At 57.1% G+C, this 22,447-nt stretch carries 19 protein-coding genes and 3 pseudogenes; 16 read left to right on the top strand and 6 right to left on the bottom strand.

The window, feature by feature from the left end; all coding sequences use genetic code 11:
• Window positions 1–45: 45 nt before the first annotated feature.
• Complete coding sequence (locus tag GH784_RS17010) at window positions 46–3,180, bottom strand: hybrid sensor histidine kinase/response regulator (RefSeq protein WP_153793593.1); 3,135 nt, start codon at window positions 3,178–3,180, stop codon at window positions 46–48.
• 156 nt (window positions 3,181–3,336) lie between these two features.
• On the opposite strand from GH784_RS17010, the gene GH784_RS17005 reads away from it, so the two are divergent.
• Window positions 3,337–4,344 carry a sensor histidine kinase gene (locus GH784_RS17005; RefSeq protein ID WP_019565741.1) on the top strand — a complete coding sequence of 336 codons (1,008 nt, stop codon included), beginning with the start codon at window positions 3,337–3,339 and terminating at the stop codon, window positions 4,342–4,344.
• 535 nt (window positions 4,345–4,879) lie between these two features.
• On the opposite strand, the gene GH784_RS17000 is transcribed toward GH784_RS17005, so the two are convergent.
• Entirely contained in the window at window positions 4,880–5,485 is a 606-nt protein-coding gene (locus GH784_RS17000) for a J domain-containing protein (protein ID WP_112153496.1), read from the bottom strand.
• Between the two features lie 383 nt (window positions 5,486–5,868).
• Between GH784_RS17000 and GH784_RS16995 the strand changes: the two genes are divergently transcribed.
• Together GH784_RS16995 and GH784_RS16990 are read left to right on the top strand one after the other, a co-directional pair.
• Window positions 5,869–6,123, top strand: coding sequence for a FitA-like ribbon-helix-helix domain-containing protein (locus GH784_RS16995; RefSeq protein ID WP_038496682.1), 255 nt, complete (start codon window positions 5,869–5,871; stop codon window positions 6,121–6,123).
• Window positions 6,120–6,539: a type II toxin-antitoxin system VapC family toxin gene (locus GH784_RS16990; protein ID WP_112153469.1), complete on the top strand. Its 420-nt coding sequence runs from the start codon at window positions 6,120–6,122 to the stop codon at window positions 6,537–6,539. Before GH784_RS16995 ends, GH784_RS16990 begins: the two co-directional genes overlap by 4 nt.
• A 139-nt stretch (window positions 6,540–6,678) precedes the next feature.
• Here the strand turns inward: GH784_RS16990 and GH784_RS16985 are convergent, their stop codons facing one another.
• Genes GH784_RS16985 through GH784_RS16975 form a run of 3 tightly spaced genes read right to left on the bottom strand, consistent with a single transcriptional unit; the run spans window position 6,679 to window position 9,264 of the window.
• Entirely contained in the window at window positions 6,679–7,575 is an 897-nt protein-coding gene (locus GH784_RS16985; RefSeq protein WP_112153468.1) for a dihydrodipicolinate synthase family protein, read from the bottom strand.
• Window positions 7,576–7,607: 32 nt separating this feature from the next.
• Complete coding sequence (locus GH784_RS16980) at window positions 7,608–8,489, bottom strand: SMP-30/gluconolactonase/LRE family protein (RefSeq protein WP_025591529.1); 882 nt, start codon at window positions 8,487–8,489, stop codon at window positions 7,608–7,610.
• 55 nt (window positions 8,490–8,544) lie between these two features.
• Complete coding sequence (locus GH784_RS16975) at window positions 8,545–9,264, bottom strand: FadR/GntR family transcriptional regulator (protein WP_003517195.1); 720 nt, start codon at window positions 9,262–9,264, stop codon at window positions 8,545–8,547.
• 299 nt (window positions 9,265–9,563) lie between these two features.
• Between GH784_RS16975 and GH784_RS16970 the strand changes: the two genes are divergently transcribed.
• From GH784_RS16970 to GH784_RS16935, 9 genes and pseudogenes are all read left to right on the top strand, one after another.
• Window positions 9,564–11,513: an ABC transporter substrate-binding protein gene (locus GH784_RS16970; RefSeq protein WP_013637433.1), complete on the top strand. Its 1,950-nt coding sequence runs from the start codon at window positions 9,564–9,566 to the stop codon at window positions 11,511–11,513.
• Window positions 11,514–11,633: 120 nt separating this feature from the next.
• On the top strand, window positions 11,634–12,620 hold the full coding sequence (locus GH784_RS16965; protein ID WP_003517191.1) for an ABC transporter permease: 987 nt from the start codon (window positions 11,634–11,636) through the stop codon (window positions 12,618–12,620).
• Between the two features lie 9 nt (window positions 12,621–12,629).
• Window positions 12,630–13,754, top strand: a complete 1,125-nt coding sequence (locus tag GH784_RS16960; RefSeq protein ID WP_112153467.1) for an ABC transporter permease — start codon at window positions 12,630–12,632, stop codon at window positions 13,752–13,754.
• Window positions 13,755–13,762: 8 nt separating this feature from the next.
• Complete coding sequence (locus tag GH784_RS16955) at window positions 13,763–15,487, top strand: ABC transporter ATP-binding protein (RefSeq protein ID WP_019565751.1); 1,725 nt, start codon at window positions 13,763–13,765, stop codon at window positions 15,485–15,487.
• 44 nt (window positions 15,488–15,531) lie between these two features.
• A complete protein-coding gene (locus tag GH784_RS16950; RefSeq protein WP_013637437.1) occupies window positions 15,532–16,719 on the top strand; it encodes a galactarate dehydratase in 1,188 nt (395 codons plus the stop codon).
• Window positions 16,706–17,572 (top strand): aldose 1-epimerase, encoded by an 867-nt coding sequence (locus GH784_RS16945; protein WP_035200892.1) that lies wholly within the window; start codon window positions 16,706–16,708, stop codon window positions 17,570–17,572. The genes GH784_RS16950 and GH784_RS16945 overlap by 14 nt, the downstream gene beginning before the upstream one ends.
• A 226-nt stretch (window positions 17,573–17,798) precedes the next feature.
• Window positions 17,799–18,181, top strand: a pseudogene (locus GH784_RS27795) (DDE-type integrase/transposase/recombinase); the annotation flags it as partial.
• A gap of 182 nt (window positions 18,182–18,363) precedes the next feature.
• Window positions 18,364–18,660 (top strand): type II toxin-antitoxin system TacA family antitoxin, encoded by a 297-nt coding sequence (locus GH784_RS16940; protein ID WP_035200890.1) that lies wholly within the window; start codon window positions 18,364–18,366, stop codon window positions 18,658–18,660.
• A complete protein-coding gene (locus tag GH784_RS16935) occupies window positions 18,657–19,154 on the top strand; it encodes a GNAT family N-acetyltransferase (protein WP_035200888.1) in 498 nt (165 codons plus the stop codon). The genes GH784_RS16940 and GH784_RS16935 overlap by 4 nt, the downstream gene beginning before the upstream one ends.
• 370 nt (window positions 19,155–19,524) lie before the next feature.
• Here the strand turns inward: GH784_RS16935 and GH784_RS16930 are convergent.
• A pseudogene (locus GH784_RS16930) lies at window positions 19,525–19,782 on the bottom strand (DoxX family protein); the annotation flags it as partial.
• A gap of 16 nt (window positions 19,783–19,798) precedes the next feature.
• Here GH784_RS16930 and GH784_RS16925 point away from each other — a divergent pair.
• The 4 genes and pseudogenes from GH784_RS16925 to GH784_RS16910 form a co-directional block, all read left to right on the top strand.
• Window positions 19,799–20,204: pseudogene (locus GH784_RS16925) on the top strand (SDR family NAD(P)-dependent oxidoreductase); the annotation flags it as partial.
• Window positions 20,205–20,339: 135 nt separating this feature from the next.
• Window positions 20,340–20,741 carry a hypothetical protein gene (locus GH784_RS27455; RefSeq protein ID WP_244878310.1) on the top strand — a complete coding sequence of 134 codons (402 nt, stop codon included), beginning with the start codon at window positions 20,340–20,342 and terminating at the stop codon, window positions 20,739–20,741.
• 71 nt (window positions 20,742–20,812) lie between these two features.
• The gene (locus GH784_RS16915) at window positions 20,813–21,325 is read left to right on the top strand and encodes an RNA polymerase sigma factor (RefSeq protein WP_051376982.1); all 513 of its coding nucleotides are present in this window, start codon (window positions 20,813–20,815) and stop codon (window positions 21,323–21,325) included.
• A gap of 122 nt (window positions 21,326–21,447) precedes the next feature.
• On the top strand, window positions 21,448–22,401 hold the full coding sequence (locus GH784_RS16910; RefSeq protein ID WP_051376981.1) for a FecR family protein: 954 nt from the start codon (window positions 21,448–21,450) through the stop codon (window positions 22,399–22,401).
• The last annotated feature ends 46 nt before the right edge of the window (window positions 22,402–22,447 follow it).

Here is a 22,447-nt window from a genome sequence, read left to right as displayed (position 1 = left end):
AAACGTGGTTATACCCGTGCGCGAGCCATGCCAGCCAAATTGCGGTCACAAGGTCCGATCGGCCTTACCCAACACCTGTCGCAGCCCATCGATACTGAAAGGCTTGGATAATTGCTGCGCATCGGAAATGCCCGAGGCTGTCTTGGCGTTGTCGTCACCGCTTGCGAAAACGATCCGCACGTTTGGCCAGCGTTCCCTTACGTGCCTTGCAAGTTCGATCCCGGACATGCCGGGCAGACCGACATCTGTCAGCAACATGTCGATCCTGTTGGTCTCAAGGACGCTGAGGGCATCTTCCGCTGAGTTAGCCTCGTGCACCGTGTGACCAAGCTCCTCTACCATGTCGACCGTCGACATCAGGATAAGCGGCTCATCCTCAACGATAAGGACATGCGGTTTTGCAGACACCGTTGGGCGGCTATCAAGCGGCTCCTGCTCGGGTGCAGGCGCGGGCTCCTGGCGCTCCATCCGTTGCAAGGCAATCCTGTGTTGCTGCGCGTTGTTCAGGACGTGGCGGACTTTGCGGGCCAGTGCCTCACGCGTGTAGGGTTTGGATAGCAACTCGACACCAGCGTCCAACCGGCCGCCGTGGACGATCGAATTTTCGGTGTAGCCTGAGGTAAATAACACGGCCATGCCAGGGAACTGAGCCTTGGCCTTCCTCGCAAGATCTGTGCTGCGCATCGGGCCCGGCATCACGACGTCCGTGAACAGCAGGTCGATCTGAACGCCACTGCTGACGACGGCGAATGCGGACTGTGCGTCTCTCGCTTGGAGGACGCGGTAACCAAGGTCCGTTAGCAGCGCCACCGATGTTTCCCTAACGCCGTCATCGTCTTCCACCACGAGAACAGTTTCAGTGCCACCCGTCACCGCAATGGCCTCTGGATCACTCAGGCTGTCTTCGACCTGCACCGTGCGCGGCATATAGAGTTTCATGGTCGTCCCATGCCCGACCTCGCTGTAGATTTTGAGGTGGCCGCCGGACTGCTTAAGAAAGCCGTAAACCATCGACAAACCGAGGCCGCTTCCCTTCCCGTCCGTTTTCGTGCTGAAGAACGGTTCCAAGACATGCTCGATGATATCCGGCGATATTCCTGACCCCGTATCGGTCACTGCAACGAGTACATATTGTCCGGGACGGACATCGTCGTGTGAACGGGCGTAATTGTCGTCGAGAACCGCATTTCCGGTCTCGATTGTCAATCGTCCGCGGCCTTCCATCGCGTCCCTCGAATTGATTGCCAGGTTAAGGATGGCGTTCTCCAGCTGACTCGGATCGATCAGCGTATTCCATAACCCGCCGGAGACAACGGTTTCGAGTTCTATCTCTTCGTCCAGTGCCCGGCGCAGCATATCGTCCATATTCTGGATGAGTTTTCGAACATTGACGACTTTGGGCTCGAGCGGCTGACGGCGACCGAAGGCCAAAAGCTGCGATGCGAGCTTTGCGCCGCGGGCAACGCCGGCCAGAGCATTATTCAGGCGTTGTTCTGCCCGCCTGTTGCCGTCGATATCTTTGGAGAGAAGCTGCAGGTTGCCGCTCACGACCTGGAGAAGATTGTTGAAGTCATGCGCCACGCCGCCTGTGAGGTTACCCAGCGCTTCCATCTTTTGCGCCTGCCTCAACGCGATCTGTGCGGTTTCGCGCTCGACAGTTTCTTTCTCTAGCTTCAGAAGCGCAGTTCTCAGTTCAATAGTGCGCTGCTCTACTTTTTCCTCAAGGGTGTGGTTAAGGCTCTGAAGCTGATCCTCAGCACGCTTCTGGTCCGTGACATCGAAGCCGTCAACGAAGATCCCCGTCACTGATCCGTTAAGATCAAAAATTGGCTGGTAGATCAAATGTACGAAGCGCTGATCCGGCTGCTCCTTGCCATCCCGTTCCAGGAAAACAGGCACATAACGACCTATGTACGGCGTGCCCGATCGAAAAACACCGTCGAGCAATTCGAAGAAGCCTTGCCCAGCAATCTCAGGCAGCGCCTCTCTGACGCTGAGGCCAAGGAGCTCGCGATGCCCGACAAGTTGATTATAGGCATCGTTGACCAGCTCGAACGTGTGTTCAGGCCCGCTGAGGATGCACATGAAACTTGGGGCTTGCTGGAACAGGGCGCGCATCCGATCTCGCTCCGCGGTCCGAAGTTCCACTTCTGAGGAGAGTTGACGATTGAGCTGCTCGAGTGCCAACGCTGCTTTTTCCCGGATCTCAGCAGCCTCTGCAAGTGCCGCTGCCCGTCGACGTTCTGTTTCGAACGCTTCGGCGCTCGCCAAGCGCGAGGTGATCTGGCCGGCAATCAATTTAAGGAAATCCAGATAATCGTCGCTGACCGCCCGATGCGGATTGAGCCCGGTGATCATTACCCCCTTGGGTTGGTCGCTGGCTTGTCCGACCAAAGGAATGACCGCAGCCTGAGATGGCGCTCTTTGCCAAGGCCCCGACGGGATGACGTCTGTGGCCGACAACTTTATCAGATCCATGGCCTGTTCTTGCCAGGCGCGTTCAAGGTTCCAGATACCCACACCACGGTTTATTGTTACCGGCAATAAAGTGTCGTCTTCAGCTGTGCCGCAAACCCACCGGCGCATCGCATTGCCGTTCTCGTCAAAAACGTAAAGTGCGCAGAAGGGAAGATCCTGAGGGTTGTCGTTAAGCGCTTTGCGTGAAGCGTTGAAGACTTCGACCTCGGTGTCGGCCACGGCAAGGCCAGACGCCAGGGTCCGCATAGTTGCCAGGCGGCGTTCACTGATGACCCGCTCGGTTTCTTCCGTGACCGCGCAGAAGACGCCCTCGACCTTGCCACTGTCTCCGATCAGCGGACTGTAGGAGAAGGTATGATACGTTTCTTCCGGATACCCGTCGCGTTCGAGAAGCAAGAGCAGCGCACGGTCCCAGGTTGCCTCTCCGCTTGAATAAACGATTTCCAAGCGCCCTTTGATATCATTCCAGATTTCAGACCATAATATCTTTGTCGGCACAGCAAGCGCGTTGGGGTGCTTATTTCCCAAGGTCGGCCTATAGGCGTCGTTATAGAAAAAGGCGATGTCTGGACCCCAGCCAAGCCACATTTCAAATTTTGAGGTGAGCAACAGCCGAATTGCGACCTTCAGCGCTTCGGGCCACTCGTCCGGACAACCAAGTGTACTATCCGCCCAATCATGGCGCCGCATCATCTGCGCCATCTCTCCATCGCCAACAAATATGTCCCGATACCGGTCCGAAATTAATGCCATTCCACTTCCATCCCAATAAAGCACATCCTACGTAGAACATTGATAACGCTTCGCTGGCCAGCTAGTTCTAGAACGATACCAGCTTTTGTATGGGGTGGGAGAAATTTGAAATTGAGCAAAGGCACATCACAACCTGAATGGAGTACAGCCGAGCTCAGGCGTGCTATCCAGTCGGCCGGGGTCGCGCTCTGGGCCTGGATCGTTGATGACGACACGTTTGTGATGGATGCCAAGGCTTACGAACTCTGGGACATTTGCGGCGAGGTAGACCTCACTTTCGAGCATCTTTCCGCCAAGGTGCATCCCGCTGACCGAGACCGCGTCAGGGCGGCGTTCGTCGCAACCCGCGCCATCGACGGCCCGTTTGAAATTGATTTCCGCATTCTCACGAACGCCTCCGACGTTCGTTGGATTTCCGCTCGGGGCCAGGGCAACGAGGGAGACGCTGCAACCGAAAAAATGACAGGCATCTTTCTTGACGTCACGGGCCGCAAGCAGGCGGAGGAAGGGCATGAACTCCTTGCCGGCGAGATGAGCCATCGCGTCAAGAATATTCTGGCTCTGGCCTCTGGATTAACAAATATCACCTCGCGGACGACCGAGACAAAAGAGGAAATGGCAAAGCAGTTGACTGAGCGACTGACGGCCCTCGGCAGGGCCCACGAACTGGTGCGCCCGCTCCCCGATGGCCAGGGGAGATCGGCATTGCTCGGTGACCTCTTTGCTGTGCTGCTTGCCCCTTACGACGACGTCGGAGCTTTTGCAGGTCGCATCCGCGTTGCTGTGCCGCGGATGGGATTAGGAGAAAAGGCCGCAACCAGCCTGGCACTCGTGATACACGAGTTGGCAACGAATTCGCTCAAATATGGTGCCTTGTCGAATAATGCGGGATTGCTCGACATATCCGGTTCTGTAATCGAAGACGAGGTCGAGATCGTCTGGAGCGAACACGGAGGCGACCCTGCCCAGTCGCCCAGATCGTCAGACGGTTACGGCAGTAAGATGTTGCACAGGACAGTCTCTGGACAACTCGGTGGATCAATCGACTATAACTGGGTAGAGGGCGGCGTCGTTGTAACGCTAAGGATGAAAGAAAGCCATCTTTCTGGATAAATGATCGGGGACCGAGAGTTGGCCCTCAAGCACCCGGCGTGCCGAGACAAAAGCCGAAGTCCCGACCACCGACAGGCTGGGCGCCCTTGCGGGGAGCATCAACGCGCGCTCCACCAAAACTGATGGAGCCTCACCGTTCTGCGGGACTGAATATGGGCAATCAGAGTGTCGCACGGTTGCGTAGTGACAACATGGAGATCGGTATCCCTGTGTCTTTCGGCCATTTAAGTGGTGATGACGGCCATTCTCCTCAAGGCAGAGTTTGTCCAATAGCCTATCTCGGTGTCTTCGCTTTTGCGGTCGAATAGCGACAAACACAAACCATGCCGACGACCCACTACCCAGAGCGATGTCGTGCAACGGAGCACGTGTCTGCACGTAGCTGCTGGGCGAATGACGGAGACGCTCCTTGAATGCATTTAAGAAATTTTGGCTTGGATTGAGGTCCGAGTGATCATCTCATCTATGCGTTGGAGCGGGTCAGTGGCTCGGGTCCCTTGAAGGCAGAGATCTTAGGCCCCTTTTCAAGCAGGCTTTAGCAAAAACCGTTCAATTTAAGGATTCGATACGCTTCGATTGAGCTTCGAAGTGCATCCTCAGAATTGCGGTCTCCGTCATTGGCGTCGGGATGGTGCATTTTGAGCCTCTCCTTATAGCGGCTCTTGATTTCTTGGGATGTCGCCTGGGAAGAAAGGCCGAGTGTTTCGAAAGCTTTGGCTTCCAGTACCTTGAGCTTTCTCTGTTGGGCGCCGATCCGGGTTTGCCCTTGCCGATCGGCTTTGCGAGCATTTAGCGTTTTTGCCGAGCCTGAACGAACTGAAGACGGTAACGGAGTTTCAGTCGCCGCGCTCACCCTCTTTCCCCAGGTCGGGCGCGCACCCGTCGTCGCTTCTTTTTGGTAACGGGCGACGTCGGCATTGGAGGGTGGTGTCGTAAAACTATAACCCTTGTTGTAGTCAGTCACATGCTCAAGGCAGAATAAGAGAAAAAGACCTTCTGCACCCGATCCCACCGGCGCACGGTGAGTACCGCTCTTTTCACACCCGTCCCATTGGCATTTTGGGCCTGTGGCTTGGCTGGGCGATGGCGAGCGTTTGCGAGCGGATCGAAGACCTACGAATATTTTCGAATCATGCGTCATTAGAACTATATGGACGCGGAAGACCCCTAGGGCAACATCAGACACGTCCAATCTCGATCACACGGACAGCATGCGCGATAGCCAGCCTCACCGGGGGAAGCACTGTTTTCTTGGAAATTGGCCATTTGGAAATGGCCAGTATGGAAAATTTCGGGTCATGCTCATGTCTCGCTGAAAACCCCGCCCGCTCGACAATCATTCTCGCAAGGCGTGCATAGATCTTCCCGAGAAGACGATAGCTCGTGGTTGCGGTATTCTCGACGGATTGTCGGCCGCGAAATGGAAAAACGGGTCAAATCCTGCTGAAACTCAATACTTTTGAATTTTAGCATCATTATTGGTATTTTGATATCAAAGAGATCATTTTTCCAAGGATGATATCAATGCCGGCAGTCACCATTCGTAACCTTTCTGAAGAAACACATCGCGCTCTGAGGGTGCGAGCGGCTCATCATGGCCGGAGCACGGAGGCCGAGATTCGTGACATTATTGAAGCGGCTGTTCGTCCTCCGGAACGTATTCAGCTCGGGTCCTTGCTAGCGGCCATTGGTCGCGACGCAGAGCTTTCCAACAGCGACGTTGAAGCTCTTCAGAAAAGTCGCGACAAGACACCTGCTAAGCCGATGACCTTCGAATGATCCTGCTTGACACCAACGTCATATCCGAACCTTGGAAACCGGTTCCGGACGAGGCGGTGATTGCCTGGTTGGACGCCCAAGCTGTCGAAACGCTGTTCATCTCCGCAATAACGATTGCGGAACTTCGCTTCGAAATTGCTGCTATGCCTTCAGGCAGACGGCAAACTATCCTCCGCGACCGTATCGAGGGCGAGGTGCTGCCACACTTTTCCGGCCGCATCCTGTCCTTCGATCTGGCTACTTCTCAGTTCTACTCTGAACTGATGGCACGCGCTCGAGCGTCTGGGAAAGCGATCGGCACGGCCGATGGCTACATTGCAGCCACAGCCGTAGCAAATGGCCTCACGATCTCAACTCGCGATACAAGCCCTTTCGAGGCTGCCGGCGTGAAAGTGATCAACCCCTGGTCCAGATAACCACAATGGTTATCTGGGCGTGACGCAAGGCATTGTTTGTTCATCGCAACCGAGCCGGTTAGGCGCATAATTCCACAGATGGGTTGGGTGCCATCATCGGCATCGTAGTGTGTCTCCATAGTTGGGAATGAGGCTTCTGTCATTGCCAGCTGGTAAGCAGCACTTCAAGTGTTGCACGATCCTCGTCGTCCAGACGGGCGAGTCCTGGTGCTCGAACTGGGCCAACCGCAAGCCCCTGTATCTGCATCGCTTCCTTTACCACAGTCACATTGGCGCCGTTCCGGTATCGTGTCCGCAGCCGTTCGAACAACTCGATCTTTTCAACGATCTTACGTGCGGCCGAGAAATCGCCGGCCGTCAGTGCATCATGAACTTGCAGGGAAAATTGCGGTGCGACATTGACGAGACCGGATGTGAAACCGCGGGCTCCGACGGCGCAGAAGGCGGGAGCCCAGCTTTCTGCCAGTCCACACACGTAAAGTGAGCCGTCAGGATCGGAAGCGGCGATCGCACGCGACAGAAGCATAATATCGGTCGTCGCGAACTTTATGCCTGAGACATTCGGATGGCTCGATAGTCTGACCATGTCGTTGACCGAGAACCCGTCGGCGCGGACATAGGCTACGAGAGGCAATTCGCTGCCTTCAGCCAGGCCGATAAAATAGTCGATCTGTGATTGCGGCGCTGCGAACGGGTCAACCGGCTGGTGGGACATGACCGCAGACGCGCCCATCTCCCTGGCCCGACGCGCCATTGACAGGGCCTCCCGCTGCGAGCGTCCAATCGCTGCAGTAACGGGGGCTTGCCCGTTCACCCCTTCAATCGCGGCTTCGTAGACCTTGAAAATTTCAGCGGGCGTCAACGCGTAAAACTCGCCGGTATTGCCCGCAGCAACGATATTGTGGATGCCCGCCTTTGCTACACGGGCATAGGCTTCGATGGTGACAGCTATATCGACTTCCCCGTCTGTCTCGTAAGCCGTTACGGGGACGCCGGAAATACCGTGCAGAGCCTGGCGGAAATCGAATGTCGTCATCAACTGGTTTCCTTAAAAATCGAAGGGCATCTTCAGATAGAAAATTTGTGAACGGCTACGCCCGCGACAGGCACATCAAACGCAACAAGCGTACCTGGGGTGGTTGTTCCGTTCGTCTCGGTCACAAGACTCGTGAGATAGATCGTTTTGAGGTCCGGGCCGCCGAAACATGGCATGGTCGGCCCTTTGAACGGCAACCTGTATATCTCAAACAGTTCGCCCTCCGGCGAAAAGCGGTTGAGACGCCCGGCCTGAACGCCGGCGCTCCAGTAACAGCCTTCGCAATCGGTCGCCGCGCCATCAGGCCTGCCTTCGTCGGGTGCGAAATCGTGCAGGCGTTCGGCTGGACCGAGCCTGCCCGTCGCGACATCGAAATCGAACGCCTGATACATCAGACCGCTGCTATCGGAATGATACATGCGCGTTCCGTCCAGACTCCAGGCAAGCCCGTTCGATGTGAACATATCGCCATTGATGACAAGCTCGACGCCGCCATCCGGCGCGATACGATAGAGGCGGGCATTTCCTGTCTGCACGGCAGCCTCGTCGCGGGTTCCCACCCAGAAATGGCCATCGGGGCCGACCTTGCCGTCGTTGAGACGGCTGTCTGCTCGTCCTTCGTCCGGATCGCACAGCAGTTTGAGCGCGCCGTTTGCGGGGTCTAGAAGGTGCACGCCCGTCTTGAGGCCCGCCACAACAAGGCCATTGTCGCAAAGACCGAGGCATCCCACCTGGGCGGGCATTTCGTATCTGTCGAGTTTGCCGCCCGGATGCAGGCAGAAAATGGCGGGGGCGAGAATGTCGACGAACCACAGATTCCCGGTACGCTCATCCCATGCCGGTGATTCGCCGACCTTCAACGGCGTGTCGATGAGAGAGCGGAGTTTCGGCTCTATGATGCGTGGCTGGATCACTGATTATTTTCCCTTGCCCTGTATGGCTCGCCTTTTGAAATGTGGAAAAACGGTTCTAGCTGCCGACGCCCTGAAACATGCGGGCACGGGCCTTTAGGATGTGATCTTTCATTGCGTCATGCGCGGCCTGTTCCTGGCGCGCAAAAATCGCTTCCACGATTGCCGTATGTTCGTTCTGTACCTCGCGCACATGTTGCGGCGTGCGCTTGAGGCTGAGGCTGCGTGTCACCGACTGGCCGATCGCGAAATGCGGCTTGAACCAGATCCGCACGGTGATGTGGAACTGGTTATGGCTCGCTTTCGCAATGGCTTCGTGCAGGGCAAAGTCCTCCTCCGCACCAAGATCGTTGCGCGCAAGACACTGTTCCAGCGCGGTAATGGCCTGTTCGATGCGGGCTTTGTCGGCCGCCTGCCAACTGCGTGCTGCAAGTTCGGCGGCTGCAGACTCAAGGCCGGACCGGAACTCGAAGAAACGCTGCACATCGGCAAGCGAGCCGACAGGAACCTGCTGCAACACGGATGAATCCGGTTGCTGGCGCACATAGGAGCCGGAACCTTTCTGCGAAACGATAAGCCCGTCGTTGCGCAGCCGCTCCAGCGCTTCGCGCACCACAGGCCGGGAAGCCCCGAACAGGGAAGCCAGATTTTGCTCCGACGGCAACCGCTCGTTCACGGGAAACCGCCCATCAGAAATCATTCCGATGATCTTTTCGTAGATGATGTCGCTCAAGCGAGTCTCGCCGCGAGCGGCGGCGGATGCGGTTTGATTGTCCATCAGCAGCCCTTCCGTTGCAAATCGCTGAAGTTAATGGGTTTCCTGCATTTCAATCGCAACAGAAATACCGGGGTTTTCATGAACGTGGTTACTGTCGTGCCGGTTCTTTCCTCAAACCTGACCGCAAAAACCGGTCTACGAATAAAAAATATGTAAAAATCTGTCAATACTTGTAATCATCTGAAAACGCCCATATGGTCTGCCCTGCCGGTGGAGGATCGGTGTGCTGGCTGGCCGGGAGGCTGTTGCGGTTCGGTGAAAGCTGTCTCGCTGCCGGTGATTTTTTGGGAGGATAGTCGATGCGCGATGGCGATAAATTTTCACTGGGCGTGACGCGCCGAACCTTTATGGCTGGGCTTGGCGGCGTCGCCGCCGTGTCCGTCATCGGGAGCTCGGCCCTGGCTGCTGCCGGCAAGGAAGCGCCGGAACTGGCTGCCCTGGTAAAAGACGGCAAACTGCCGCCATTGGCGGAACGTCTGCCAAAAAATCCGATGGTGGTGACGCCGCATGAAAAGATCGGCACCTATGGCGGCACATTGCGCCGCGGCCTGCGCGGTTCGTCGGACCATAACGGCATCCTGCGCATGGTCGGCAACCAGGGGCTAGTGCGCTGGAACATGGATTTCACCGAAGTTCTGCCCAACCTTGCCGAGAAATGGGAGGTCAATGACGACGCCTCGCAGTTCACCTTCCATCTGTTGCAGGGCGCTAAATGGTCTGATGGACATCCCTTTACCGCAGATGACGTGGTGTTCGCCATCGAGGACTGCATCAAGAACAAGGAGCTTTACAGCGCTACCCCGGCGCAGCTCTCCGTCGCCGGTAAGGCGGTCGATGTCGAGAAAGTCGATGATTTCACGGTCAGGTTCAAATTCGCAGCGCCAAACGCGCTCTATCTGGAAAACCTCGCCACGCCGCTCGGCCAGCATCCGACGCTGTTTGCCAAGCATTATTGCAGCAAGTTCCTGCCGAAATACAACACGGCGCTCGATGCCGACGTCAAGGCGGCTGGCGTGTCCAGCTGGACGGAACTGTTCCGCGCCAAGTGCGGCGACATCGAAATTCCGTCGCGCTGGTCGAATGTCGACAAGCCGACGCTCGACCCGTGGGTGGTCAAGGAACCCTATTCCGGCGGCGCGACCCGTGTGGTCATGACACGCAATCCTTACTTCTGGCAGGTCGATACGGAAGGCAACCAGCTTCCCTATATCAACGAAGTCAATTTCGGCATTTCGCAGGATGTCGAATCGCTGATGCTGAACGTCATCTCCGGCAAGATCGACATTCAGGAACGCCATATCAGCGTTCTCGCCAACAAGCCGACGCTGTCGCAGAACATGAAAAAGGGCGATTACCGTCTGTTGACGCTGGTGCCATCGGCTGCGCAGCAGTGCCAGATCTACCTCAACATCACCCACAAAGACCCTGAGATGCGCAAGATGTTCGGCGACAAGTCGTTCCGTCAGGCGCTGTCCATCGCGCTCAACCGCCAGGAAATCATCGACATCGTCTATTTCGGCCAGAGCGAGGGCTATCAGGCCGGGCCGCGCCCGACACATCCCTGGTATCACGAAAAGCTGGCGCGTCAGAACACCGAATACGATGTCGCCAAGGCGAACGATCTTCTCGACAAGGCGGGTTACGACAAGAAGAACGGTAACGGCATGCGGCTCCGGCCTGATGGCCAGCCGATTTTCTTCTCGATCGATGTGATCCCGACACTCTATCCCGATCTGGTCGATGCGCTCGAACTGGTGAAGGCGCAGTGGGCGCAAATCGGCGTCGATATCAAGGTCAACACCATCGAACGCGCGCTGTACTACACACGCGGCGATGATAACGCCCATGATGCGGCGGTCTGGCCGGGTCCGGGCGGTCTCGATCCGATGCTCGACCCGCGTGACTTCTTCGCGTTCCACCCGCAGGGGTCGCGCTACGCCATTCCGTGGGCGCTTTGGTACACATCCAACGGGCAGAAGGGGGAAGAGCCGCCGGAAAGCCAGAAGAAGCGCTTCAAACTGTTCGATGAAGCGCGTTCGACGGCCGACCTTGTCAAGCGCGGCGAGAAGATGAAGGAAATCTTCGATATCGCGGCGGAAGAGTTCGAGACGATCGGTCTTTGCCTTGCCGTTGGTGGTTTTGGTATTATCCGCAACAACCTTCGCAACGTGCCGGAGAAAGAACCCGACAGCTGGTCATGGCCCAACCCCGGCCCGGCGTTGCCGCAACAGTTCACCTTCACAAGCTGACACCGCCACATGGGCGTCGCTTCATCAACGCGGCGGCGCCTCTCAGGTTGCTTCGACCACCCGCAAGCCGTCTCGTAGTGGAAGGCGGCGCGTGTGGTAAAACGTGATTGCGAGAACGTCATGCTGCTATTTATCGTAAAACGCCTGCTGTGGATGATACCGTCCCTGTTCGCCGTCAGTTTTCTTGCCTTTGTACTGATCCAGCTGCCACCCGGTGACTACGTGACGACTTACATCGCCACGCTTGCTGCGTCCAACGAAGTCATAGACCACAATACGGCGGCGCAACTGCGAGAGCGCTTCGGGCTCGATGACCCGATGATCGTGCAATATCTCAAATGGATATGGGGCATCATCAGTCGCGGCGATTTTGGCATCTCGTTCGAATGGCAGCAGCCTGTTTCCGGCCTCATCTGGGAGCGCATGGCGCTGACGCTGGTTCTGGCCATAGCAAGCCTTCTCGCAACCTGGGCCATCGCACTTCCGATCGGCGTCTTCTCCGCCGTGCGCAAATATTCAATCGGCGATTATCTTTTTACCGCCTTCTCCTTTTTCGGCCTTTCCATACCGTCATTCCTTCTGGCGCTGGTGCTGATGTATGTCGCGGCGGTGGAATTTGGGGCCGATGTCGGAGGGCTGTTTTCGGCGGAGTACGAGACTGCTTCGTGGAGCATCGCCAAGATGATGGATCTGATGGCCCACATCTGGCTACCAGTTGCGATCCTCGCGGTGTCCTCCACGGCAAGCCTCATCCGCGTCATGCGCGCAAACATGCTGGACGAATTACCCAAACCCTACGTGACCACCGCGCGCGCAAAGGGATTGTCCGAGTTCCGGCTGCTGACGAAATATCCTTTGAGAATTGCGCTCAACCCATTCATTTCCACGATTGCATGGCTGTTGCCCAATCTCATTTCAGGCTCGGTTGTGGTTGCTATCGTGCTCAATCTGCCGACGGCAGCGCCGCTGCTTTTGCAGTCGCTGATGGCGCAGGACATGTATCTCGCCGGCGCCTTTGTGCTTTTGATCTGCGGATTGACGTTGATCGGATCACTCATCAGCGACATCCTTCTTGCGCTGGTCGATCCGCGCATCCGTCTCGAATAGGAGGGCGCCATGAGCGATATCGCCATCACCACCAATACCCGGCCGGACCGCGCTGCCGTCGCCTCGCAATGGCAACTGATCTGGTGGGCGTTCAAGCGCCACAGGCTGGCCATGGCCGCCCTGTTCGTCACCATCGCCATGTATATCGTCGCGCTTTTGCCAGGTTTCTTCGCCATCAACGATCCGGTTCTGCAGAATGCGCGCGCCACCTTCCATCCGCCGCAACGTGTGCATTTCATCGATACGACGGACGGCCTCTCCCTTGGTCTGCATTATTATCCGCTGAAGCTGACGCGTGATCCTGAAACGCTGGCGGCGGTATTCGTCGAAGATACGGCCAAGAAAATCCCGATCCAGCTATTCGGTCGCGGCTACGAATATTCGGTGCTCGGCCTGTTCACCACGGATATCCATCTGCTGGCCTCGACCGACAAGACCCGACCGCTCTTCCTTTTCGGCGCGGATCGCCTTGGCCGTGATGTTTTCAGCCGGGTAGTACAGGGCTCGCAAATTTCGCTGTCCATCGGTCTCGTCGGCGTGTTTTTCTCGCTGCTTCTCGGTGTCGTTCTGGGCGGTATCTCCGGTTATTACGGCGGCCGCATCGATTTTGTCATGCAGCGCGTCATCGACTTCGTTTTGTCGCTGCCGACCATTCCCATCTGGCTGGCGCTTGCGGCTGCCCTGCCGCAGGGTTGGCCGGCAACGCTGCAATATATGATGATCACCATCATCCTGTCCTTGACCGGCTGGGCGCAGCTTGCCCGCGTCGTGCGCGGCAGGTTCCTGTCACTGAGGACGGAAGAGTTCGTGGCGGCGGCCCGGCTGGATGGCGTGCCGGAAGGGCGCATCATTTTCCGCCATATGCTGCCGAGTTTTTCGAGCCACATCATCGCCTCGGTCACGCTTGCCGTTCCGGCGATGATCCTTGCGGAAACCTCGCTGTCCTTCCTCGGTCTTGGCCTCCAGCCGCCGACCATTTCCTGGGGCGTGCTGCTTCGCGAGGCGCAGAATATTCGCTCGATCGCAACCGCGCCGTGGCTGTTCCTGCCCGGCGTAGCTGTTGTCGTTGCCGTCATGGCGCTCAATCTGCTCGGTGACGGTCTGCGTGACGCAGCCGACCCCTATAACAAGTGAGGCCCCGGATGAGCGATATTCTCTCCATGAAGCCAGACCGACCGCTGCTTGACGTCCGCAATCTGGTCACCGAATTTCCCGTGCGAAACGGCATTTTCCGCGCGGTAAACGATCTGTCTTTTTCCATCGATCCCGGCAAGACGCTCTGCGTTGTGGGCGAAAGCGGTTCCGGCAAATCCGTCACCGCCCGCTCGATCCTGCAGATCATCGACAGCCCCGGTTACATCGCTTCCGGGTCGATCATCCTCAACCGTGCCGACGGCACGTCGCTGGATCTCGCAAAGCTCGATCCGCGCAGCCGGGCCATCCGCTCGGTGCGCGGCGCAGACATCGCGATGATTTTTCAAGAGCCGATGTCGTCGCTGTCGCCGGTGCATACCGTCGGTGATCAGATCACCGAAGTTCTGCGGCTGCACTTGAAGATGAGCAAGGCGCAGGCCCGGGCGGAAGCCATCGAGCTGCTGCGACAGGTGGAAATTCCCAACCCCGAAAAGGCGCTGGATCGTTATGCCTTCCAATATTCCGGCGGCATGCGCCAGCGCGCCATGATCGCCATGGCGCTGGCCTGCAAACCGCAACTGTTGATCGCCGACGAACCGACAACCGCGCTGGACGTCACGACGCAGGCCGAAATCCTCGACCTGATATCGCGGCTGCAAAAGGCGCATGGCATGGCGGTGCTGTTCATCACCCACGACATGGGCGTGGTGGCGCAGATTGCCGATGACGTGCTGGTCATGCATCACGGCGTCGCCAAGGAATATGGCACTGTCGATGAAATATTCCACAATCCGCAAGACCCCTATACGCGTATGCTGATCGGCTCGGTTCTGAAGTTGGAGCAGAAGGCGGAAATCCGGCTGGCCCGCCCGCCGCTCGATCTTGCCGCGGCGCCTATCCTGGAAGTAAACGACCTCTCGATGCACTTCGGTGAGATGAAGGCGCTGGATGGCGTGTCGATCAAGCTGCTTCCGGGCGAAACGCTCGGCATCGTCGGCGAAAGCGGCTCCGGCAAGACCACCATGGGCCGCTCGATCATGCGCCTCTACGATCCGACCGGGGGCGAGATGCGCTATCGCCGGGCGGATGGCACGGTGGTCGATCTTGCCAAAATCGAAGGTGCGGAGCTGAAAGCGGCGCGGCGTGAGTTGCGCATGGTTTTTCAGGATCCGTTCGGTTCGCTCAATCCGCGCATGACGGTGGCACAGGTCATCGGCGAGCCGCTGCTGGTCAACGGCATTGCGAAAGGCAAGGAACTGGATGAGCGCGTCTGCGCCCTGATGGAGCAGGTGGGTCTGGACCCGGCCGGACGTGAGCGTTACCCACACGCCTTTTCCGGCGGCCAGCGCCAACGCATCGGTATCGCCCGCGCCATCACGCTCCGGCCGCGCATCATCGTTGCGGATGAGGCGACATCGGCGCTCGATGTTTCGGTGCGTTTCCAGGTGCTGGACCTGCTCATGCGGCTGCAGGACGAACTTGGCCTGGCTTACATCTTCATCAGCCATGACATCGGCGTCATCAGATACATGTGCGACCGCGTCGGAGTGATGTATCGCGGCAAGCTTGTTGAGGTGGGAGACGCCGAAAAAGTCTGCAACGCGCCGGATCACCCTTATACGCAGGCACTTCTGTCGGCCATTCCGCGCCCGGATCCGCGCGACCGCGACCGCACGAGAAGGTTCCGCTACGTCGAGCCGCCCGAGATCAAGAACGGAGCTGCTGCCAGATAACAGCGCGGCTGTTGCTTCTCGCAATTCAAGAGGAAGACCAAAGCATGAAAATCGATCGCATGCGGGTATTCGTTACCCGCGACAAGGACCGCCCCCGCGTTATCGTCGCTCTCGATACCGATGACGGTTTGACCGGCTGGGGCGAATGCTACAATCACGGCCCCGATCTCGCATTGCCCCCGGTTCTGGATTACCTCTACGGCTTCCTTGCCGGGCAGGATCCGACTCGGGTCGAGTATCTCTACAATCTTCTCCTCCAACAAAACCGCTTTCCGCCCGGAGCACTTGGTCTTTCGGCAATCTCAGCCCTTGACCATTGCCTCTGGGACCTTGCCGCCAAGGCGGCGGGGGTGCCTGTCTACAAGCTTTTGGGCGGTGAAGTGCGTGATCGTATCAAGGTTTACGCCGGCGTCTACACGGCACCGGATGCGCCGGCGGCAAGGGAAGAATTCGATCGTCTCAACGAAGACTGGGGGTTCACAGCCTTCAAGCTAAGCCCATGGCGCGTCGATATTCACGCCCATCGCTGGGGTGAGGTGGTGCGCAGTTCAGCCGAATATTTCCGCTCGCTTCGCGAAACCGTGCGGCCCGACTACGATATTGCCTTCGACGCGCATGCCAAGATTTTCGAGCCTGCTGCCGCTCGTCAACTGGGTAATGCGCTTGCCCCTTACGATCCGCTATTTTTCGAAGAGCCGTTGCGTCCGGAAAATATCGAGATGTGGGGAGACCTGAAGCAGGGGCTGAACTGCACGCTGGCAACGGGTGAAAGTCTTTACAACCGCAATGACTTCCTGCGTCTTCTGCAAGTCCGGGGCGCCGATATCATTCAACCCGACATCTGCGTTGTCGGTGGTATTTCGGAAATGCGCCGCATCGCCACGCTTGCAGAGGCGCATTTCGTCAGCATCGCACCGCACAACCCGATGGGGCCGCTCGCCACCGCCGTCAACGTGCATTTCTCCGCCGCCCAACAGAATTTCCGTATTCTTGAATACAGGCTGCCGAAAGGGCAGTGCTATGTTTATGGCGGCACCGACCTCGAAAAACGCGAGGATGAAACGCGCTATGTTGTCGACCCTTATTTGCCAAAGGATGGATACCTGGAACTGAGGCCGGACCGACCGGGTTGGGGAGTCGAGATGGATGAAAAGGCCATGCAGGAAGATGGCTATGTTCACTGGCAGCGACGCGTGCCGAAACGGCCTGATGGCTCATATGCTTTTGCCTGAAACGGTTACGATTGCCTTCAGGCAGCTTTCGGCCCGCCTCCACCCTTCCTGGGGTGGAAGGATGACGCATCTGCACTACGAGGATCACGGCGATATCCTGGTGCCGACAGCGGGGGAGTCTTTTGACCCGTTCAACTGGCCGAGGGCAGGTGCCTATCCGCTCATTCCTTACCACAACAGGTTATATGGCAGCTCATTCGTTCACGCGGATATCCGCCACGACCTTCTTCCACATCCCGCCCTTTCGCCTGATGCCATGCATGGACCTGCTCACCGACGATCGTGGGATATTTCCAGCCTGGCGGCCGATCAGTGCACGCTGGTGCTTGACTATAAGGCGGATGCTGAGTGGCCATTTTCTTTCCGCGCTGAACAATCTTTTTTGCTTGAAAGCAACCGTTTGACGGTGGAATTGTCGATAACCAATCTGGAAAACCGGCCTGTGCCGGTTTCGCTTGGCTGGCATCCCTATTTTTCGGCAGAATTGGGCTGCGACGCCAGCACCGATGCCAAACTGCAATATCCCCTCGATGTACAGAACGTGCCAACCGGCCAGCAAGCGGTGCCCCGCTCGAAACCTACCATTCCTGCTACGACGGGATACACCTTGCACTTCACCGACTGGTCATATGCGCGCATCGGTTTTGACAGTTTTTCACTGTTGCTCGAGGCCGATCCTGTTTTTAGCAATCTCGCTGCCCACCGTATGGACCGCTATCTTTGTCTTGAACCCGTTTCCATGGTCGCCGGAGCGCTTGGCTTACCGGAACCAGAGCGAAATGGCCGCGGCGTCGAGACGATCTCGCCCGGTCAACGACTGTCTGGGTGTATTAGGCTTTCTATTGAAAGTTGACAGGGGCGTAGGTGCCTCACGCACATAACGGCTATTCCGGGCGCTCCGGCTGTCTTGAATCCTGCACAATCAGTAAGGTTATGCGTTCCTATCTCAAGGATATCCGCTGGCGATCAACGTCTTCCGAGCGGCGGCGTATGCCTCCTGCAGCGCCTAGTGGCCTTCGAGCCCGTCAAGAGGTGTTGTCACGCTAACCGGCTTGCCGTTGCCTACGTTTTGAATTGGACGCGCAGTCGATCAGGATGGCGTCGTTCTCGAAGAAATTTTACAAAAGCGGCGTGAAAAAAGGTAGGCCAAGCGGCTACTCGTGTCTTTGATGAAGCGCTGTCTGCGCTCCTACGAGCGCGGCAAAGGCGGACGTGGCTGCCGGCCTTAACAATTGGTCGCACAAGAGCTTCAACAATCGGGCCGAGAACAGCCATCTGCCGTTTCCAACCGAGAACGAACCCTGCAGGGTCGCCAATCGCCAGGAGCATTGCAACGGTTCGTTTCTATGCACTGCGCTACCCACATCGCTTTTCTGTTTCCGCCCGCCGCCGCGCCGCACAAACAATTCGCTACCGCCTGGAAGCGTTCGATGCATCGAAAATTGCTGCCTGCATCGCTTGAAAATTCGAGCCGCTACCTTTCTCGGCCTAGGTAACTTAACGTGACAACATCCCATGAGGTTATGCTTCAAGCCGGCGTCTGTCGTGCGCTCGTCCGCAGGCGAATGTAACGACATTATCTTTACGCCGCTTGTGAAGATAATGTCGTTACGCTATATAAATGCGCTTGGATAGGAGTTTCCCATGCCGACCTCACACACGGGTAAGAGCCCGGACGCAAGTGTGCAGTTGAATATGCGCATCAAACCTGCTACTCGCAACTTGATCGATCGCGCCGCGGAGTTGCTCGGCAAAACGCGCACAGACTTCATGTTGGAAGCTTCCGAGCGCCGTGCGGAGGAGGTGCTGCTCGACCGTACAATCGTCACGGTAAGCCCCGAAATTTATGCCGAATATCTTGCCCGTCTCGATGCGCCTGCACAGCCCAATGAGCGTCTAAAGCGCACGATGTCGACCAAAGCGCCCTGGGATGAGGCGTGACTCTCAGCGCACCAGTCCCCCTGGCCGATCATCACGAACTGGCCGAATTCAATTCTGGAGTACCTGAACTGGACGACTGGCTTCGGCGCCGTGCCCGGGCCAATCAAGCAGGCGGCGCGTCGCGGACCTTTGTCGTGTGCGACGAGAGCCGCGTCATCGCGTACTACGCCCTGGCCTCTGGCTCCGTGAAACCGCCGGAAGTGCCTGGCCGCTTTCGGCGCAATATGCCTGATCCAATCCCAGTTGCAGTGCTTGGCCGCCTCGCCATTGATCAGTCCTGTCAAGGGCGTGGTATCGGCAGGGCATTGGTGCGCGACGCGGGTTTGCGCCTGCTGAATGCCGCTGAAGTGCTCGGGATCCGCGGCGTGCTGGTCCATGCGATTTCTGATGACGCACGAGCCTTCTACGAAGCCGTCGGCTTCCTGTCTTCTCCGTCCGATCCCATGATGCTGATGGTTGGATTGCACGACCTCGACAATGCGCTGAATACCTAAACGAAATTCACCAATAATTTTCGAATGAGTCCATTCCACTGTGTTTCTAAGCCAATCGGAATGCTCCAGAAAGTCTGACAACAAATGACGTGCGGTGGGTTCGTACCCCCATCAACAGCGTGTGACATCGAACCAATCACAGCGTCGACCGCATGCTGTTATCGAGAATGCTCTAAGTTCCATAATAGACTGGATTGGACCGATTCAATATCGATACGTAGTGTTGCCCAGACTACCCTCGTTTCTATCATGGCCAGCCCCCACTCCGAGCGAACTTCTTACCGTTCAAAGTGATAGACAGCGAGTGAGAGATGTTGTGCAACCTTCGCTGGTGGCGATTGGCGAAGCCGCTCAGTAACAGTCATTACCCTCAAATGAGTGAATCTCGACGCAGTTTGACGAAGTAGTCAATCGCAATCCTGCCACCCCCGTACACGACAAGGGTCAGTGCCATGGCGGCCCAGGGAAGATGAAAATTGGCCCAGCCGTCTGGAACTGTCAGCTGGATCACTGCCGTCATGACCAGCAGGCCAAGCGCGGAATAACGTGTGAAAAGGCCAAACACCAGCAAGACAGGAAGAACGAGTTCGGCAATCCCTGAAGCCGTCGCCATCACCTGCGGCATGGGTATGAGATCTGACTGCCTTTTCGAGACGAACACATTGGGCGTTATGGCCATGGTGCAGGCTGTCATTCCCCAAATGCGCGAGCGTCGTTCGGGCATCATCGTCAACGTCACATCCAGGGTGACGCTGGCAGCGATGCCGTTGGCGGCCGCCTACACGGCAAGCAAGCAAGTCATCGAAGGCTTCACCGGCTTGCTGGCGTATCAACTGGCGTACTTTGAACTACGCGCAAAGGTCGTTGAGCTTGGCTACGCACCGACGAAAAGCTCCGGGCAAAACAGTTCGGTTCGGGGGCATGATCCCTGCGGCCTATGCCGATTTCGCAAGACCGGTTTTCGAGGCATTTGCAAACCCTGCGCTGACAACAAGGGAAACGGACGTCGCCGATGCAATCTGGGCAGTCGTGCATGATGCCAGCGGCTAGCTCCGCTTTCCCGCCGGCGCTGACGCGGTTGCACTTGCCGTTCCTCCCGGCCAGAACACAGCAGCCTGACCGGCCAAGTCCAAGGGGCTGCTTTGCTCTCCCCAAGGCACTCGACCATTCCCGGCTCCCTCGCAAATGGGAAAAGGTGTTTACAAACTTTGGACCATCCCAAGCGCATTCACGCACACATCTTGCTCGCGCCGCCTCGCGGATTTTACCGAACGGCGTGGGCACTCGGATTCGCTGATTGCCGAAACTGCCATCGCGTTGTTTGTCCGCTTCTGGCTGGCCTCGACCACTTCTCTTCCGGACGCAGCTCAGGCCGCCGGGCGCGGCAAGGGTGGCGAGCGTTATGACGAATTCCTCAAAGCTCCGGGCGAGCGGGTTGCTATCGGACCAAGGCTCAGTCGGGAAGTGCAAGGGGACGAGGAAGTTTCAAACCGAATTCCACCTCGCCATATAACTGGATTTTTTATGGAAAGTTTTGCTAAAGGAGAAAGTGAGGCCTTTACCAGGCTTCACTGTCGTACTGCATGATGGAGACAACTCGACCCTAGAGGGCACTGCTCAAATATCCATGTCGAGAATTGTCGAACGGTTCTAAAAAAATGGTCGGAGACAAAAAGAAAAATATACTTGAGAGCTTCGCAGCCAGCTATGGAGAACTGTTGAGGCATCTCTCTCGTCGCCATGGTCGCGATGTGGATGCTGACGATGTGTTGCAGGATACGTTCCTGCGACTTCAGAGCATTCCCGTCGAAACTGACATCAAGAACCCGCGATCCTATCTTTTTCGAATGGCCGATAATCAGGCAACGGATCACATTCGCGGCCGGCGGTCGCTTGAGCGATATTTATCTTCTGTAGAGCTTCCTGATTCCGCCGATGATAGACCGTCGCCGGAAAGGGTCGTGGATTACCGCCAGCGTCTCGGCAGCCTTGAACAGGCCATTTCAGAATTGACCCCGCGACAACGACAGGTTTTCCTGATGCACAAGTTTGATGGATTGAGCCATGCCGAAATCGCCCGCGACTTGAAGATAACAAAAAGCGCCGTCGAAAAGTTGGTTATGAAGGCGCTTGCGCACTTGCGGGACCGGCTTGGCGATCTCATTGACTAGAAGTTTCGAAGAAATATGCGCGGCATGGGTGAGGTGCTGTCCGGTCAGATTCGTCTATATGTCGGATATCTGGTTCGGAAAACGTTGGCTCAGCTTGCGCAAGGAAACAGCCGGTGGCCACTATGGCAACAACGAACAACGATAGAAGAAAAAAATCGCGCGATGAGGCGCTGGCTTGGTTTGTGCGCCTAAATTCAGGCGATGCAACCGAAGCGGAACGGGCCGATCACGTCGCATGGATGGCCTCCGATCCTCTGAACCTTACTGAATATGCCAAGCTTGGTGGCATCTGGTCCGATCTTGACCGGATTCCCGATCCACGCAAGAGCGCGGTTGGACAAACACCCCGTCGCCCGCTGGCATCTCGCCGTGCCTTTCTAGCCGGAGGTGCTTCCGCTGTCGCCGTAGGCGCCGTTGTCTTGGTCGCAGGTCCGCCGGATTTCCTGACGAGCGATCATTTTACCGGAACGGGTGAACTGCGCAGTGTAACCCTTGTCGACGGAACGACGGTCGAACTGGATGCGGACAGCGCGATCTCCCTGGCCTATACCGATGCGGTCCGTACTGTACGCCTTCTTCGCGGCCGTGCCTTTTTTGATGTTGCCAAGGATGCCAGACGCCCCTTCACCGTTCTGATTGCCAATGGCAGTACTACTGCCTTGGGAACGCGCTTCGTCATTCACGAATGGTCCGGCACCGTGACCGTATCCGTCGAAGAGAGTGCTGTTTCCGTCATAGGACCGGATCACTCCGATACCGTCGTCAATGCCGGGGAATATGTCACCTATGACGATGAACGGCTTGGCAAGGTTCAACCCGTCGATGTGGAATCTGAAACTGCATGGCGGCGCGGTAAGCTGATTTTTGAGGATCGCCCGCTGCGACAGGTTCTTGCCGACGTGAACCGTTATCGTTCGGGCACCATCCAGGTCACTGAAAGTCGTCTGCTGAATATGCGCGTGAGCGGCATTTTTGACATCAGCAATCCTGATGGCGTGCTTGAAGCGATCCGGACGACTTTGCCGGTTCGAACCTTCCAGCTGTCTCCCTGGCTGGTTGTTCTGCATCCTGCTTGAATAAGAGGGGCGGGCTGAGTTTTCCTCCCATTTCGACCCTTTATCA

The sequence above is a fragment of the Agrobacterium tumefaciens genome (assembly GCF_009649785.1).
GTDB lineage: Bacteria > Pseudomonadota > Alphaproteobacteria > Rhizobiales > Rhizobiaceae > Agrobacterium > Agrobacterium tumefaciens.
This window is presented reverse-complemented; position numbering and strand designations above follow the sequence as displayed.

Bases quoted from the DNA above. Each gene is read 5' to 3' on its own strand.
- GH784_RS16915 (WP_051376982.1), top strand. From the start codon at position 20,813: ATGGTCGGAGACAAAAAGAAAAATATACTTGAGAGCTTCGCAGCCAGC.
- GH784_RS16990 (WP_112153469.1), top strand. From the start codon at position 6,120: ATGATCCTGCTTGACACCAACGTCATATCCGAACCTTGGAAACCGGTT.
- GH784_RS16940 (WP_035200890.1), top strand. From the start codon at position 18,364: ATGCCGACCTCACACACGGGTAAGAGCCCGGACGCAAGTGTGCAGTTG.
- GH784_RS16910 (WP_051376981.1), top strand. From the start codon at position 21,448: ATGGCAACAACGAACAACGATAGAAGAAAAAAATCGCGCGATGAGGCG.
- GH784_RS17010 (WP_153793593.1), bottom strand. From the start codon at position 3,180: ATGGCGCAGATGATGCGGCGCCATGATTGGGCGGATAGTACACTTGGT.
- GH784_RS17000 (WP_112153496.1), bottom strand. From the start codon at position 5,485: ATGACGCATGATTCGAAAATATTCGTAGGTCTTCGATCCGCTCGCAAA.
- GH784_RS16955 (WP_019565751.1), top strand. From the start codon at position 13,763: ATGAGCGATATTCTCTCCATGAAGCCAGACCGACCGCTGCTTGACGTC.
- GH784_RS16995 (WP_038496682.1), top strand. From the start codon at position 5,869: ATGCCGGCAGTCACCATTCGTAACCTTTCTGAAGAAACACATCGCGCT.
- GH784_RS16985 (WP_112153468.1), bottom strand. From the start codon at position 7,575: ATGACGACATTCGATTTCCGCCAGGCTCTGCACGGTATTTCCGGCGTC.
- GH784_RS16950 (WP_013637437.1), top strand. From the start codon at position 15,532: ATGAAAATCGATCGCATGCGGGTATTCGTTACCCGCGACAAGGACCGC.
- GH784_RS16945 (WP_035200892.1), top strand. From the start codon at position 16,706: ATGCTTTTGCCTGAAACGGTTACGATTGCCTTCAGGCAGCTTTCGGCC.
- GH784_RS16975 (WP_003517195.1), bottom strand. From the start codon at position 9,264: ATGGACAATCAAACCGCATCCGCCGCCGCTCGCGGCGAGACTCGCTTG.
- GH784_RS16965 (WP_003517191.1), top strand. From the start codon at position 11,634: ATGCTGCTATTTATCGTAAAACGCCTGCTGTGGATGATACCGTCCCTG.
- GH784_RS27455 (WP_244878310.1), top strand. From the start codon at position 20,340: ATGGGAAAAGGTGTTTACAAACTTTGGACCATCCCAAGCGCATTCACG.
- GH784_RS16960 (WP_112153467.1), top strand. From the start codon at position 12,630: ATGAGCGATATCGCCATCACCACCAATACCCGGCCGGACCGCGCTGCC.
- GH784_RS16970 (WP_013637433.1), top strand. From the start codon at position 9,564: ATGCGCGATGGCGATAAATTTTCACTGGGCGTGACGCGCCGAACCTTT.